Here is a 14,727-nt window from a genome sequence, read left to right on the forward strand (position 1 = left end):
AAGGGAACAGGCCGGACGGATACGGCCGCGCGGGATGCGGGTCCCGTGCGGCCGGGCATGGCCGAGCCCCCTCGGCCAGGACGGCGGACCGGTCGAGAGGGCTCTGTCCGTGGTGCGGTGAAACTGTGGTGCCGGTGGAGCTGTGGTGCGGTGGAACGTGGTGCCGGCGGTCAACGGCGGACCGGCCTCAGACGAGGTCGGCGGCGCCCCTGCCCATGTCCTGGACAAAGGCATTCCACGAGCTGGGGACGAAGGAGATCGACGGCCCCTCGGCCACCTTCGAGTCCCGAACGGCAATGGCCTGGACGATGGGGGACCTGACCTCTACGCATGCGCCGTTTCCGCCGGAGTACGAGGACTTCGTCCACGTGTCCGTAGCGCCCTGAAGGATTGCCATATTCGCTCCGGTTCAGCAAGTGAGGTGAAATAGCGCCAACTTCTGTTGGCATGATCGACGCTACTCGCCTCCCTTGATGAGCGGGGCGCGCGTTCACTCGTCCGGATGGTCCACCCCCGAATAGCCTTACGGGGAAACGTGGTTGAGGTGTATGCTGGCCCCTCCCGACGCATAAAAGCGGATCAGTTCGACAATCCGGACCAACGTGACGGGTGCTCAGCGGGCGTAGTCCTTTGCGATTTCCGCGATGTACTGCCGGGTCTGATCGGCATTCAGGGCCTGCGCGCGCAGATGTTCGTACATCACGCTGTACCGCTGCACATCATTGGCCTTCTCCAGATAAAGGTCGCTCGTCACGCCCTCGATGTAGACGACACTGGAGTCCGAGGCGTCGGGGAATTCGAGAATCGCGTAGTGACCGGTGATTCCGGGATGCGCGCCCATGTCGAAAGGCAGCACCTGAACGGTCACATGCGGCAACTGCGACTGCTCCAGCAGATGTTCGAGCTGCTCCCGCATGAGCCGGCGGCTGCCGACGACCCGGCGCAGCGCCGCCTCGTCCACCACGGCCCAGAGCCGCAGCGGCTCCTCGGGCGCGTTGATCCGGTCCTGCCGTCGCAGCCGTACCCCGACCCGCTTCTCGACATCCGGTACGGCCGACTCCGGCAGCGCGCCGTTGATCAGCGCCTCGGCGTACGGGCGCGTCTGGAGCAGCCCCGGAACCACCTGCGGCTCGAACACGCGCAGCGAGGCCGCGTCGGTCTCCAGGCCGATGTAGACGCTGTACGGAATATCGCCGAAGGCATGCCACCAGCCCTGCTGACGGGAGTCCTTGGCCATTTGCATAAGCGAGTCGACGATCCGGCTGTCCTCGACCTCGTAGACCCCGCAGAGGTCCCGCACATCGCGCTGGCTGATCGAGCGGCGGCCGTTCTCCAGCCGGCTGATCTTCGACTGGGAGACCAGCAGGCGTTCCGCGACTTCCTCGGCCGTCATGCCTTTGAGTTCGCGAAGCCGGCGCAACTCCTGGCCCAATCGGCGTCGCCTGACGGTGGGATTGACGTTGGACGCCACGGAAACTGCACCTCCGGCTGTGTAGCTGTAGCTGTACGTATCTACTGCTCAGCAGACTGCCACCAAAGGTCCCGACTGCGCTGGGAAATGGCTACAGAGGTGATTGCGCCGTTCTGCGCGCCTCGCCGCACGCCCCCGCGCGCGCCCTGGCGCCGGTCCGGCGGCCCCCGGGGGCTCCGGCGGCCCCCGGGGCCCCGGAGGCCCGTCACGGGTCCGCCGGCCTATGGCCAAGGGTCCGGGGCTCCGCGGCGGGCCGACGGGTCACGGCGCGGGCCGACGCGCGACGCGCGGGGCGGCCGGTGGTGTTCCGGCTGCCCCGCGCGTCCTGTGCGGCTCCCGAACCGGGTCTGGGGACATCGGTGCGGCGGATCGCTCTGTGCGGGCGGTGCGTGTCGGTGCGCGGGCGTGCTGTGCGTGCGTGTGCCTGTCCGTGCCTGTCGGGGCGGGCTTGGGCGCCTGCTCCGTACTCAGTGCGCCGGTACGCGCGCCATGCCACCGCGTTGCGGCTGCATGGGCACGCCACCGACCGGCCGGGCGCCGGCCGGAGCGCTGGGGGCGCCCTGGGCCGGGTTACGGCGCGGCTGTGCGCCCACCCCGTTCTGGACGTCCATCACGGCGTGCGCCACGAGACCGCCCATGGGGTCGTGTCTGATCAGGTCCCGGAGCCGGGAGCGCGACGAGCGCCCCTCGTTCCCGGGGTAGAGGTGCTTGCCGAGTCCGACCGCGTGGGCCAGCGCGGCGAGCGCCGCGGTCCGCGGGTCCGGCGGAACGCCGGTGCGGATCGCACTGTCCAGCCGGGACCTGATTTCCCGGCTGATCGCCGTCTCCGTCGCCTGGTAGCGAGTCGTCGGCAGCACCCCGCACATCTGGCCCGCCACGGCATGCACCATGCCGCACCGCTCCAGATGCGAGAGATAGGTCTGGCGCAGCCCCAGGCGGGGCCCGCCGATCCAATGGACGGCCCGGACCGGGCTGCCGCGTCTGCGCAACAGCTCCAGTGCGGAGTCCAGAGTCGGATCTCCGGTCGGCCGTGGCATCACCACGGCGATACGATCCCCGTCAGGGGCTATCCGTCCTGCCAGAGCCAGCTCCACTAGCTGTGCTCCGGCCAGGCCGAGGTCGAGCGACTGCGGCTGCGCTGTGGTACCCGTGGCCGGGTCCAGAGCGAGCAGCAGAAGCTCCTCCGGAATTGTTCTGCGGCTCCTGCCCATCCATGCCTCCCCGCGTGGATGAGTGACAGGGTGACCCCTCTCACAACGGTCTGTCGAGAGTGCCTGGGTACTTTGTGCGGGAACCGTTATGTATGTCGTTCTCGTCTAGCACTCGGGCCGAGGTCCCGGAGCGGGACACTGATAGATGCTTCGGACAGTGCGGTACGTCGGATGAGACATGAAGGAGACACGGTGGCGGGCGAGTCCCCCGACAAGTCGGATCAGCGGAAGTCGTCGGGGGAGGCGGTTTCCGGCGAACGCGACCCGAGGCTCACGGTCTTCCGTGAATCGGCCTCGTCCGCGGCGGACGAGGCCGGCGGGACCGACCGGGCGGAGTCCGGCTCCCGGGGGTCGACGAAGGTTGCGACCGCAAATCGCGCCGAGGTTTCCGCGTCGGATTCCGAGGACGGCCCGTCGGAGGCCGAGGGGTCCGGTGAAGCGGACGGCGACCGCATAACGGCGGCGCCGGAGCGCCCGGAGTCCGAGCGGCCCACGTCCGACGACCGGACGATGACGCTGAAGGGCGACGGTAAGTCGCCGTCCTGGGCGAGGCCGGAGACCACGGCCGAACCGGAGCCGGAGCCGGAGCCGGAGAAGGCCGAGAAGCCGGAGAAGCCGGAGAAGGCCGGGGGCTCCGAGAAGTCCGGGGCCGCCTCGGCCGGATCCGTGGACCGGGACGCGGCTCCCGCCGAAGGTGCGAAGGAGCCCGAGGCGCCCGGGGAGCCGAAGGCCGCCGGGGCACCCCAGGAGTCCAAGAGCCCCCAGGAGCCCTCGGGTTCCCAGGAGTCCGGGGCGCCTGAGGAACAGCCGGAGAAGCAGCCGGAGAAGCCCCAGCCCCTCACAGACGCCAAGGATGCCAAGGGCGCGAAGAAGGACGCCCAGGACTCCCAGGACGCCAAGGACTCCAAGGACTCTGACGACGAGTCCGGGAAGTCGGAGCCGGTCGACCAGGCCACCGCCGTCTTCAGGACCCTTCCCGAGCCGGCCACCGACCAGCCCACCACCGCGCTCAAGCTGCCGAAGCCGACCGGCGCCGAGGAGGGCAAGGGCGGCAAAAACGGCGGCAAGGACGCGAAGAAGGACGAGACCCTGGCGGAGCGGACGAGTACGTTCGTCCCCCTGCGCCGCGACGACCGTCCCGCCCCGCCGGCCGAGCCCGCCGCGTCCAAGGCGGCTCCTGCCCCGGCCTCCGCGCCGGCCCCCGCCCCCGCGCCGTCGCCCGCGCCGTCCGGGATCCCCGAGGCCGAGCGGACCCGGCAGCAGCCGATGCCTCCGATGCCCCCGCTCGACCTGCTCGCCGAGCTGACCAACAAGCCGGCCCCGCCGGAGACCCCGGTCCGCACGATGGTCCGCCGGGTCAAGATCTGGACGCCGCTGGTGCTGCTCGCGGTGGTCGTCTTCGCGATCGTCCAGGCGGTACGGCCGCTGCCCGACCCGGCGCTCTCGCTCACCGCGGAGTCCACGTACTCCTTCGAGGGCGACAAGCCCGCGCTGCCGTGGCCCGACCACGGACAGGGCGTCATGTCGGTGGCGGGCCTCGGGATCGTCGACTCGTTCGGTGAGCCGAAGCCGGTGCCGATCGCCTCCGTGACCAAGTCGATGACGGCCTACATCATCATGCGGGACCACCCGATGAAGGTGGGCCAGGACGGTGCGCGGATCCCGGTCGACGCCCTGGCGGAGAAGGAGGGCGGCTACGACGAGTCCGGCAACGAGTCGACGCTGAACACGATCAAGGAGGGCGACAAGCTCTCCCAGAAGGACGCCCTCAGCGCGCTCATGATCCCGTCGGCGAACAATGTGGCGCGGCTCCTCGCGCGCTGGGACGCCGGTTCGCAGGACGCGTTCGTCAAGAAGATGAACGACGCGGCCGAGGAACTCGGGATGAAGGACACGAAGTACACCGACCCGTCGGGGCTCGACGCGACGACCGTCTCCACCGCCGCCGACCAGGTGAAGCTGGGGCTGGAGCTGGTGAAGATGCAGGCCCTGATGGTGATCACCCAACTGCCGTCGTGGACCGACCCGTCCGGCAAGACATGGCCCAACTGGAACACCCTGGTGCCCTACAACGGCGCCATCGGGATAAAGACCGGTACCACCACCAAGGCCGGCGGCAACCTGCTCTTCGCCGCGACCAAGGACGTCGACGGCACGAAGCAGTACGTCGTGGGCGCCATTCTCAGCCAGCAGGGACCCTCGATCATCGACGCGGTCAACGCGGCGAGCAAGGAGGTCCTGATCCCGACCCGTGAGCTGCTGGAGTCGAAGACCGTGGTGAAGAAGGGACAGACCGTCGGGTACGTCGACGACGGTCTGGGCGGCCGGACGCCCGTGGTCGCCACGAAGGACCTGAAGGCGGCCGGCTGGCCGAGCCTGAAGATCTCCGTCGCGCTGACGGACGACGGTAAGACGATCGCGCAGAGTGCCGCCGCGGGCACCGTCGTCGGCCATCTGACCGTCGGTTCCGGTCCCGGCCAGGTGACCGCCCCGGTCGCCCTCCAGAGCGACAAGGCCGAGCCCGGCTTCGGCGCGAAGCTGACCCGCGTCGGCTGACCTGCCGCCGTCACCCGGACGAACACCGGTGGCCCCGGGGCGAGGACGCTCCGGGGCCACCGTCCGTACGGCCTCTCGTTCGGGTCAGCGGCCCCCGTACGAGCCATACGTGCTAGCGTCGCGAAACGGACATCTGCTGGGCACCGCCCCGTCATCCGCTCGGCCGGCCCACCGGGCGACCGGGCGCCACGGGGCCGGCGTCCTGGACGATGCGGGCGTCCCGCGGGATGCCGGGGGTCGGCACGCCGCGCTTCGGGCGGAGACGCGAAGACGGTGCGACGGTGGGACGGGAAAACGTGGAGAGCCGCAGTGACGACCGCTGAGCCGACGCGCGCCGACAGCGGCGCCGCCACCGGGGTGCCCGCCGCGGCAACGCCCGCCGCCAGGGCGCGAATAGATCCGTCACCGGAGCGCACCGGCCAACCGGCCGCGTCCCCGGCCCCGGGTGACGGCCCCGCGGACGGACGGTTCCCGGCCCTCCGGGAGCGGGTGCTGCGCCACCCCGTCCTGTTCACCGCACTCGTCGCCGCGGCCGTCCACGTCCTCTGGTTCTTCTTCTTCGCGAACAGCGGCGGCGACATCGCCGCCCAGGACGCCTGGGCCGAGTTCGTCGGACGCCACCCCGACTCCGCGTACAACCTCGCCTGGTACGGCGGGATGCACCCCGTCTCGTACAGCGTCGTCTCGCCCTACCTGATGTCGGTCCTCGGCGTCCGTTCGACGATGATGCTCGCCGGGACGGTTTCCGCCGCCCTGACCGCGCTGATCCTCGTCCGCGTCCCGGCCGTCCGTAACCCCGTCGCGTGCGCGCTCGCCGGGGTGTTCGCGTTCCTGTGCAACGCGCTGTCCGGGCGCGTCACCTTCGGCCTCGGCATGATGTTCGCGCTCGGCGCCGTCGCCGCCGTCTTCTGCTGGCCCCACCGCTGGCGCCGCAAGCGCTGGCTCAAGGGCGTGGCCGCAGCGCCGCTCGCCGCGCTCGCCACCGCCGCCAGCCCGGTGGCCGGGCTCTTCCTCGGGGTCGTGGCCGCCGCGCTCTTCCTCAACAAGCGCCGCCCCGGGGCGTACGCGCTCGGTCTGGCCCCGGCGGCGGTCGTGGCGCTGTCGGCCTGGCTGTTCCCGTTCTCCGGTACGCAGCCGATGTCCGTCGGTACGGCGTCGCTGCCCTTCCTCTTCTCCGTGCTCACCTTCGTCCTCGTCCCCGGACAGTGGCGTACGGTCCGGGTCGCCACGGCCGTCTACGGCTCCGGTGTGCTCCTCACGTATGTGATCGACTCGCAGATCGGCTCCAACGTCTCCCGGTTCGCGATGATCGTCGGCGGGGTGGTGCTGCTCGCCGCCCTGCCGTACACCGCGCCGCGCTCACGCCGCTGGTACGCCCTGGTCGTCGCCTTCGCCGGGCTGAACTTCTGGATCGGCTTCAAGGGCGTCGACGACATCGTACGGACGGCCCCCACCGCCTCCTGGGCGCGGGAGCTGGCGCCGCTGGTCAACCAGTTGCAGCGCAGGGGCGCGGAGACGGGCCGGGTCGAGGTCGTCCCCGCCAGCAGCCACCGTGAGTCGTCCGCGCTCACCCCCTACGTCAACCTCGCCCGGGGCTGGAACCGGCAGGCCGACATGGAGCGCAACCCGCTCTTCTACGACGACACCCTGACCGCCACCACCTACCGCGACTGGCTGGACCGCTGGGCCGTGCACTACGTGGTGCTGCCCGAGGGCCGGTCCGACGACGGCGCCGCCACGGAGGCCGAGCTGGTCCAGAAGGGCCTGCCCTACCTCGAACGCCTGTGGGGCGACGCCAACTGGCAGCTCTTCGCCGTCCAGGACCCCACGCCGCTGGCCGACCCGCCCGCGACCGTCGACCGGGCCGCCGCGGAAGAGGTGACGATCCAGGTGAAGTCGGCCGGGCGGGTGCTGATCCGGATCCCGTACTCGCCGTGGCTCGCCCTGGTCGACGAGAACGGCGAGCGGGTGCTGCCGCCGCAGGAGACGGCCGCGTCCAAGAACGCCGCGGACGAGGGCGTCCCGAAGAGCTACACCAACCCCAACGGCTGTCTGCTGAAGGCCGAGCCGACCGTGGACGGCGACGAGTGGACGGAACTCCTCGCGCCGCGCGCCGGGGTCTACCGGCTGGCCGCGCCGTACAAGCTGCCGCGCGGGACGGGCTGCCCGGAGGAGCTGCGCTGAGGTCCGCCTCCTGCCCACCGCGGTCGCATTGGTCAGGCACGGGACAGTACGGCAGCACGCGGAAACCTCGGCGTTGGCGTGAGGGCGCCAACCCGGCCCGGCCGAACACCGGTTTTACCAGTCAGGCCACTCGTACGCTGGGTCAGCGTACGGGTACTCAGCGTGGACGGGCGTGGTGACTCCACGTAACCATGACCGGGTTCAGCGTGTACGTCGAGGCGGGTGTGCGGGAGGTGTCCTGGCATGGCGGACGAGACCGGCAGTGACGAGATCGGTAGTACGGACGGGACCGGTGAGGTCGATGGACCCGGCGGGGCGAGCCCCTGCCCCACCGGGGTCGAACCGGAACGGTCGGACAGCCTCAAGGCGTTCGGCGAGGTCGTCAAGGCCTTCCGTAAGCGGGCGGGCCTGACCCAGGAGGAGTTCGCCCCGCAGGTCAGGTAGTCGCTGCAAACGGTCGCCTCGATCGAGCAGGGCAGGCGGTTCCCGCAATGGGCCTTCGTGGAGCGGGCGGAGGAGGTCCTGGACGGATTCGGGGCGATCAGGGGCGCGGCACGGCATCTGTCGCGGAAACCGGGACTGGCGAGCTGGTTCAGGCAGTGGGCGCTGCTGGAGGCGGAGGCGCTGAATCTGTACACGTACGAATGCCGCCTGATTCCAGGGCTCTTGCAGACGGAGGCGTACGCGCGCACGCTGTTCGTGGAGCAGTTGCCACTCCTCGACGCCGATCAGATCGAGGCACAGTGGGCGGCCCGGGCGGAACGGCAGCGGCTGCTACGGGAACGGCCGAACACGACGTACAGCTTCATCCTGGAGGAGCACCTTTTCCTGCGGCGGACGGGCGGAGCGGAGGTGACGCGGGGGCTCGTCGAGCATGTGCTGGAGATCGCGGAGTTGCGGAATGTGGAGATCCAGGTGATGCCACAGGTGCGGGAGTCTCACGCGGGACTTGACGGCCCCATGCGGCTGCTGGAGACCCCGGAGAACCGGTGGTTCGCGTACTGCGAGGGGCAGGAGAGCGGCCAGTTCATCTCCGACCCCAAGGTGGTCAGCATGCTCCAGATGCGGTATGCCAGGATGCGTTCACTGGCTCTCTCCCTCGAAGACTCCCTGAGCCTGTTGCGGCGGATGCGAGGAGCATGATGAGCACGATGGAACTGGCCTGGTTCAAGAGCAGCTACAGCGGTGGTTCCGGTGACGACTGCGTAGAGGTCGCCCTCTCCTGGCGCAAGTCCAGCCACAGCAGCGGCTCCGGCGACAGCTGCGTGGAGGTGGCCACCTGCCTCGACACCGTCCACGTCCGGGACTCCAAGGTGCGGCAGGGTCCGCAGCTCGCCCTCGCGCCGGCGGCTTGGAGCAGCTTCCTCTCGTACGCGGCCCAGGCCTGACCCTCGGCGTACACGCACGAGCGCCCCGCCCCGGAGCCGACCGGTCCGGGGCGGGGCGCTCGCGGTGATGTGCGTCAGAGGCGCTTGGCGGCCCGCATCAGCGCCGCGTAGAAGCCGTTGCCGTCCAGGCGTGAGGTGCCGCCCTGGTCGCCCATCGTCGGGCCGTTGACCTCTTTGCGGCTGGAGATGAAGATCTGGTGGCCCTCGGTGTCGTTGCCCAGGTACAGGCCGACGTGGTCCATCCGGTCCTTGGTCCGCCGGTCCATCTTGAAGAACACCAGGTCGCCCGGCTGGAGCTTGCTGGTGGACTCCGGCCGCGTGTACCAGGGCGCGGGGCCGCCCAGCTTGTAGATGTCCACACCGACGTCCGAGCGGGTCATGCCGTTGGCGGTACGCGGCAGACCGTCGCCGATCTTGTCCGTCACCATCAGCGGGTAGCGGGCGCGGTAGCCGAAGACCGTCCGGATGAAGCCCGAGCAGTCGATCGCGCGGTAACGCTCCTTCTGCGGCTCCTTGACGGTGCCGTCGCGGAAGGTGTACGGGATGCCGAGGTAGTCGTAGAAGTCGGACTGCTCCAGGCGATCGCCGGCGACGCTCTCGTTGACCGGACCGAAGTTGGCGTCGCCCGCGTACGGGACACCCTCGTCGTCCTTCTTGACCGGCGCGCCCTCGATGTACTGGAAGGCGTACGCGAAGATGTCGTCCTCCTCGCTGCCGAAGAACTCCTTGAACCAGTCCTTGAACCACTTCTCCTTCTCGGCGCCCTCCGCCCACGCCTCGGGCATCAGCCGCACCCAGTCCTCCGTGACCACCCGGGACTTGGTGTTGGTCGGCTCGTCGAAGGTACGGCTGGGGCCGGTGAGCGTCGCGGTGCGCGCACCGTCGGTGAAGGTGGCGAGGATCCCGCCGTCCTCGCCGCGCAGCACCGAGCGCTCCGGGTTCTTCAGCCGCTCCCAGGACTGTTCGCCGGTCGCGGCCTCGGCCCCGTTCCGCAGCTTGCCGGGGGTGTCGGTGATCGCCTGGACGGCGGGCGCCTTGGCCTGCTCGTCCTTGCGGAGCTCTACGGTCAGATAGGCGCTGCCGGCCAGCAGCGCGAGGACCGTCGTGGCGTGCAGGACCGGACGGCCCCGCTTCTTGGACTTGGCACTCATGACGAATCGGCTCCCGTGGGTGGGCAGGTCAGGCTGACGGCAGGGCGCCGAGCAGGATCCCGGCGGTGAGGACGACGTAGGCCGTGAGCGTGACCGTGCCGGTGGCGAGGATGGTCGCGCCCTTGGGCTGGCGTACGAGCTGGTACGCGATCAGACCCGGGACGATGAAGCCGAGTGTCTGGTTGGCGTACATGAGGGGGAACTCCAGCGACAGCACGATCATCACGGTCCCCTGGAGGAGCACGCCGATCATGACGACAGCGGAGAACAGGCGCTTCCCGTAGAGGATCACGAAGCGCTGGACGAGCAGCGTGCTGACGTAGGTCAGTACGGTCACGCCGACGACCATGGCGGCGCGCTGGAGGTCCTCGACGAGGGTCAGCGCCAGCCAGCCCGGGGTGATCATGCCGCCGGGGGAGAGGTTGGTCGTGAGGTAGCAGATCAGGGAGAACATCAGGCCCAGGCCGATGCCGATCGCGGCGATCTCGGGGGTGAGGACTGCGGGGATCAACGGGGTTCTCCTGGGTTCTGCCGCGGGGTCTGGTGGGACGAGGGGTACTCCGAGGGCTCGGAAAGCTCGGAGTGCTCGGGGTACCCCTGGTACTCCGGGTACTCCTGCTGCTCCTGGTGCTCCTGGTACTCGCCTGAGGAGGTGGGGCGGTCGGGCCGGCCGTGCTGGTCCTGCGGGCTGTGCTGGTCCTGGTGGCCGTGGTCGCCCGGCATCTGGGCCGGTTCGAACGCGCCGCGCGCGGGCCGCTGCTGGTAGCGCTGCTCGTACGCCTCGGGGTAGGGGCGGTACGGGTCGATGCGCGGGGCGTAGCGGGGCAGCGCCAGGGTCTCGTCGTGCCGGGGCTGCGCGGCGGGCGGCGGGGTCTGCTGCCCGTGCCGCTGTACGTCGGCGGGCGCGGGCGGGAGCGCGAGGAGCGGGGCCGGGGCGTTGCCCCGCGCGGCCACGACCGGGGCGGCGACGGTGTCGCCGGCGGCCGGGCGGTCCTCGTACCCCTGCTCCGGCGGGCCGGCGGCGACCGGGGCGGCGGGGGCGGCGGGGGCGACGGCGGTGGAGGCGGCCGACGCGGCGGCGGGTGGTGTGCGTACCTCTCCGGTCCCGTTGGTCCCACCGGTACCGCCGGTCCCTCCGTCACCCTCCTCCGGGTCCGGGGTCTCGTCCGCCGGCAGCTCCGCCAGGTGCTCCAGCAGCAGCTCGCCCTGGCCGTGGATGTTGCCGATCGCGACGAGCGAGGACTCCGGGCCGAGCATCCCCAGCAGCTCCCGCATGAACTCCTCGGGATCGCGCTTGTCGCCGCCGAGGTCGACCGCGTGCGACCGCCACTCGGCGGGGATCGCGTCGATGGCGCTCTTCGCCGGGTGGCCGATGACGAAGACCTTCTCCGGCTGGAGGTCGGGGATGATCTCGCCCATCTGTCCGTTGCGCTCGACGCGGTCGGGACGGCAGTTGATGACCACGTTGAGCGGGCGCGAGATCGCGCCCAGGTCCAGAAGCTGGTTGATGTTCATCAGGGTCGACTCGGGGTCGTTCGCCGCGAAGACGTTCGCGAACCGCAGCCGCTTGTCGTCGGGCGTGAGGTAGCGCTCGACGGAGAGGACACCCGGGTCCGGCGGCGCGTCGTACATGCCCTGGAGCGCGGTCTCGCGCTCGACGCCCATCAGCTCGGCGACCTTCAGCGCGATGGCCACGTTCTCCTTGAACGTGAACCAGCTGAAGCCGCGCAGCTCCTCGTCGGAGACGGTCTCGGGGTCCGCGTAGATGAGCTCGCAGTTACGGGCGTCCGCCTCCTCCTGAAGAATGGCGAAACGATCCTTCTCCGCCGTGACGCAGATACCGTCCTCCGGCATGGAGCGCGACAGCGAGCGCGCCACGTCGTCCAGGGTCGGGCCCATCTCGGCGAGGTGGTCCTCACGGACGTTGCACAGCACACCGATAGTGGAGCGGATCAGCTTCGACTGGTTGATCTCCTGGAGCGCGGGCATCACGGCCATGCACTCGATCACCAGCGCGTCGGGGTTGTACGCGGCGGCCCGCCGCACGATCCCGATCTGCTCCACCACGTTGGCGATGCCGAACTTGCGGTAGACGGGCTCCTCGGTGGCGTCCGGGTGGATGAAGCGCGCCGCGGTGCCGGTCGTCTTGGCGACGGTGACCAGGTCGCCGCCGCGCAGCGCGCCCGCGCACAGCCGGGTGATGGAGGACTTGCCGCGGATGCCGTTGACCAGCACCCGGGTGGGGATGCGGTTCAGGTTGGTGAAGTGCCGCCGCTGTTCGACGAGCCCCGCGATCAGCAGGACCGCGCTGCACACGAGCAGCACGAAGTAGAGGAAGAGCACGGTCGGTCAGTTCCTTCCGGCGAGGGCGGACGGTGCGCCATCGCGCTTGCGTTGCTCCTGGAGCTGCTGGCGCAGCAGTTCCAGGGAGCGGGCGATGGCGCCGACCTCGTCGTGGTGGCGCGGGTAGAGGACGGTGCGGCGGTCGCCGTCGGCCAGCGTCTCGGCCTGCTCGGCCAGGTCGCGCAGCGGACGGACGACGATGATGTGCAGCCAGCCCAGGCAGGCGGCGGCGGCCGTGACGCCGAGCAGTCCGGCGAGGACCGTACGGTTCTGCGCGCTGTACTCGGGGATGGCGAGAGCGGAGGCGGGCTGCCAGCTCACGACCGTCCAGCCGAGCGACTTGGCCGCGCCGCCGCCCGCGAAGGGCGCGGCGGCGGCGATCTGGATGCCGCCCCCGGTGCGGTAGAGGACGCTGCTGGGCTTGGCGCTCAGGCCGACCTGCTGGTTGGTGCCCTCGACGAACGAGTCGAGCCGCTTGGACGGCAGCTTCTCGAACGCCAGGTAGCCGGTGTTGGAGCCGAGGACGCGCCGCTCGGCGTCGACGATACGGACCTGGCCGAGGCCGGGCCGCTTCAGCAGCGAGTTGAGGAAGTCGACGCGGAACTCGCCGACGACGGCGGCGCCGTCCCGGCCGGGCAGCTCGGCGTAGCCGGCGATGCGCGGCTCCTTGGAGTCCGTGTCGAGGAGGGCGACGGGCGCCTCACCGGGCTTCTGGCCCTCGGGGTGCTTCGGTGTCTCGCCGGCCTTGGCCAGGACCTTGCCCTCGGGGGACAGGACGTACATCGACTCGTAGCGCGGGTGCTCGCGCATGGTCCGTTCGAGGACGGTGGTCATCGCGTCGGGCTCCGTCCTGTCACCGATGAGGGTGGCGACGGAGACGATGTCGGCGTGCCCCTCGTTGAGTGCGCGGCGCACCCGGTCGGCGAGGGTGTCGGTGCGCTCGCGCTGGTCGTTGACGATCTGCTGCGGTACGACGACGGAGTCGCCCGCGCGGTTGAGCAGCAGCATCATCGGGGCGGACCAGACGAGCAGCAGGATGCCGCCGGCGGCCAGCAGGGCGCGGGTGCCGATACGGCGGCCGCGGCGTCGGCGCGGTGCCTTGCCGTTCGAGGCGCCGGCGCCCCCGGACGCGGGCGCGTCGTCCGCGGTGGCCTCGGGCGTCTCGCCGAGGAGCTGGCGGCGCAGCCGGTCCAGCGCCTGCCCGAGCCGGCGCGTCTCGCCGAAGCGGGGCACGGTCACGGGCCGGGTCAGATCGCCGCGGGTGAGGCGGCGGCTCTCCAGGAACAGCCGGATCAGGGGGCGCTGGACCGTACCGAGCAGCAGGGTCACGGCGAGCGCGCCGATGAGGAGCAGCGCGGCGGCCGAGACCAGGCCGAACAGCGGGCTGTTCACCCGGCTGGTGTTCTCGGGGACGGTCACGAGGGAGACGACGGAGAGGCCGAGGCTGGTCGCGTCGGTGGACTCGCCCGCCTCGGGCGCGGCCAGCGAGGCGTAACCGGCGACCGGCCGCTCACCGCTGATCCGCGGTCCCGTCATCGTCCCGCTGACACCGAGGAAGCCGCCGGAGCCGGGCTCCTTGGACTTGAGCGGGTTCTGCTCGGCCTTCTCGGCGCTGCGCTTGGCGAAGGAGCGGAGCTGCTTCTTGGTCTCCTTGACCTCCTCCTCGACCGTGTCGGAGGGGATCTTCTCGGGCGCCGGGATGCCGTCGCTGCTGAGGATCTGGCCGCCGGAGTCGACCACGGCGATCACCCGGAACTTGCCGATGCTGACACCGGGGAACTTCAGGCTGTTGGAGGTGACGAGGAGCTGCTGCGGCTGACCTTCCCAGGAGAGCAGCGCGAAGGTGAGCAGCCGGGTCTCGCCGTTCTTGAGGCGGACCATGCGGGGCGCGAGGCCGTCGGCGTCGGCGAGCTTGTCGCGGTCGATGGCGAGGAGCGGCACGTTCTCGCCGCGCGCGGCCAGCAGCTTGCCGGACTTGATCTCGACGACCGCCGAGCCGCGCCACTTCTGGTAGACGCTGCCGAGCTTGTCGAGGACGGTGTCCGCGGAGACCGGGTCGCCCGCGTTGAAGAGGGCGGCCGTCCGGTTGAGGTCCGTGATGGACTCGTCCAGCGAGGCGCGCAGCGCGATGGCGCCGTCCTCCGCGAAGTGCTGCTGAGAGGTGAGTACGGCCTCGGGCAGCGGCTCCCGTTGCGGGTTGCCGAGGCCGAGTGCGGTGAGGGCGGCCAGTGCGAGGAGCAGGGCCGAGAGGGCCGCGATGGGTGGACGAATGCCGCCCAGTAGCGACATATCAGCCCGTTTGCGGACCTTGTGCCGCCGCTTCGCCGACGAACCGGCCATGCGGGTACCTCTCTCAGAACAGTCAGAACAGTGCGTGCGGGCATGCGGGCAGAGCGGGACGAGGTCGCGCGTGGACGCGTGAC

General features: G+C 70.6%; 10 protein-coding genes and 1 pseudogene. 4 read left to right on the top strand and 7 right to left on the bottom strand.

Going from position 1 to position 14,727, the window contains the following annotated elements; all coding sequences use genetic code 11:
- Positions 1 to 187: 187 nt before the first annotated feature.
- From ACIQ7D_RS30635 to ACIQ7D_RS30645, 3 genes are all read right to left on the bottom strand, one after another.
- Complete coding sequence (locus ACIQ7D_RS30635; RefSeq protein ID WP_403943135.1) at positions 188 to 397, bottom strand: DUF397 domain-containing protein; 210 nt, start codon at positions 395 to 397, stop codon at positions 188 to 190.
- Between the two features lie 216 nt (positions 398 to 613).
- The gene (locus tag ACIQ7D_RS30640; protein WP_403943137.1) at positions 614 to 1,471 is read right to left on the bottom strand and encodes a helix-turn-helix domain-containing protein; all 858 of its coding nucleotides are present in this window, start codon (positions 1,469 to 1,471) and stop codon (positions 614 to 616) included.
- A gap of 467 nt (positions 1,472 to 1,938) precedes the next feature.
- Entirely contained in the window at positions 1,939 to 2,682 is a 744-nt protein-coding gene (locus ACIQ7D_RS30645) for a GPP34 family phosphoprotein (RefSeq protein ID WP_329825054.1), read from the bottom strand.
- A gap of 171 nt (positions 2,683 to 2,853) precedes the next feature.
- On the opposite strand from ACIQ7D_RS30645, the gene ACIQ7D_RS30650 reads away from it, so the two are divergent.
- The 4 genes and pseudogenes from ACIQ7D_RS30650 to ACIQ7D_RS30665 all read left to right on the top strand — a co-directional run bounded on the left by ACIQ7D_RS30650 (position 2,854) and on the right by ACIQ7D_RS30665 (position 8,810).
- Positions 2,854 to 5,238, top strand: coding sequence for a D-alanyl-D-alanine carboxypeptidase (locus tag ACIQ7D_RS30650; protein WP_403943140.1), 2,385 nt, complete (start codon positions 2,854 to 2,856; stop codon positions 5,236 to 5,238).
- Positions 5,239 to 5,547: 309 nt separating this feature from the next.
- On the top strand, positions 5,548 to 7,422 hold the full coding sequence (locus ACIQ7D_RS30655; RefSeq protein ID WP_403943142.1) for an MFS transporter: 1,875 nt from the start codon (positions 5,548 to 5,550) through the stop codon (positions 7,420 to 7,422).
- 243 nt (positions 7,423 to 7,665) lie between these two features.
- Positions 7,666 to 8,565: pseudogene (locus ACIQ7D_RS30660) on the top strand (Scr1 family TA system antitoxin-like transcriptional regulator).
- Positions 8,565 to 8,810, top strand: a complete 246-nt coding sequence (locus tag ACIQ7D_RS30665) for a DUF397 domain-containing protein (RefSeq protein WP_403943144.1) — start codon at positions 8,565 to 8,567, stop codon at positions 8,808 to 8,810. The pseudogene ACIQ7D_RS30660 and the gene ACIQ7D_RS30665 overlap by 1 nt, the downstream one beginning before the upstream one ends.
- A gap of 74 nt (positions 8,811 to 8,884) precedes the next feature.
- On the opposite strand, the gene ACIQ7D_RS30670 is transcribed toward ACIQ7D_RS30665, so the two are convergent.
- The 4 genes from ACIQ7D_RS30670 to ACIQ7D_RS30685 are packed head-to-tail and all read right to left on the bottom strand — an operon-like array spanning position 8,885 to position 14,644.
- Positions 8,885 to 9,961, bottom strand: coding sequence for a C40 family peptidase (locus tag ACIQ7D_RS30670; RefSeq protein ID WP_403943147.1), 1,077 nt, complete (start codon positions 9,959 to 9,961; stop codon positions 8,885 to 8,887).
- A 28-nt stretch (positions 9,962 to 9,989) separates the two neighbouring features.
- Complete coding sequence (locus ACIQ7D_RS30675) at positions 9,990 to 10,472, bottom strand: poly-gamma-glutamate biosynthesis protein PgsC/CapC (protein ID WP_382886346.1); 483 nt, start codon at positions 10,470 to 10,472, stop codon at positions 9,990 to 9,992.
- Positions 10,469 to 12,304: a poly-gamma-glutamate synthase PgsB gene (gene pgsB, locus ACIQ7D_RS30680; protein ID WP_403943149.1), complete on the bottom strand. Its 1,836-nt coding sequence runs from the start codon at positions 12,302 to 12,304 to the stop codon at positions 10,469 to 10,471. Before pgsB ends, ACIQ7D_RS30675 begins: the two co-directional genes overlap by 4 nt.
- A 6-nt stretch (positions 12,305 to 12,310) precedes the next feature.
- Positions 12,311 to 14,644: a HAMP domain-containing protein gene (locus tag ACIQ7D_RS30685; RefSeq protein ID WP_403943150.1), complete on the bottom strand. Its 2,334-nt coding sequence runs from the start codon at positions 14,642 to 14,644 to the stop codon at positions 12,311 to 12,313.
- Positions 14,645 to 14,727 lie beyond the last annotated feature (83 nt).

This window comes from Streptomyces sp. NPDC096310 (assembly GCF_044763125.1).
Taxonomy (GTDB): domain Bacteria; phylum Actinomycetota; class Actinomycetes; order Streptomycetales; family Streptomycetaceae; genus Streptomyces.

Coding starts and splice junctions, on each gene's coding strand:
- ACIQ7D_RS30685 (WP_403943150.1), bottom strand. CDS start 14,644: ATGGCCGGTTCGTCGGCGAAGCGGCGGCACAAGGTCCGCAAACGGGCT.
- ACIQ7D_RS30650 (WP_403943140.1), top strand. CDS start 2,854: ATGAGACATGAAGGAGACACGGTGGCGGGCGAGTCCCCCGACAAGTCG.
- ACIQ7D_RS30645 (WP_329825054.1), bottom strand. CDS start 2,682: ATGGGCAGGAGCCGCAGAACAATTCCGGAGGAGCTTCTGCTGCTCGCT.
- ACIQ7D_RS30670 (WP_403943147.1), bottom strand. CDS start 9,961: ATGAGTGCCAAGTCCAAGAAGCGGGGCCGTCCGGTCCTGCACGCCACG.
- ACIQ7D_RS30635 (WP_403943135.1), bottom strand. CDS start 397: ATGGCAATCCTTCAGGGCGCTACGGACACGTGGACGAAGTCCTCGTAC.
- ACIQ7D_RS30665 (WP_403943144.1), top strand. CDS start 8,565: ATGAGCACGATGGAACTGGCCTGGTTCAAGAGCAGCTACAGCGGTGGT.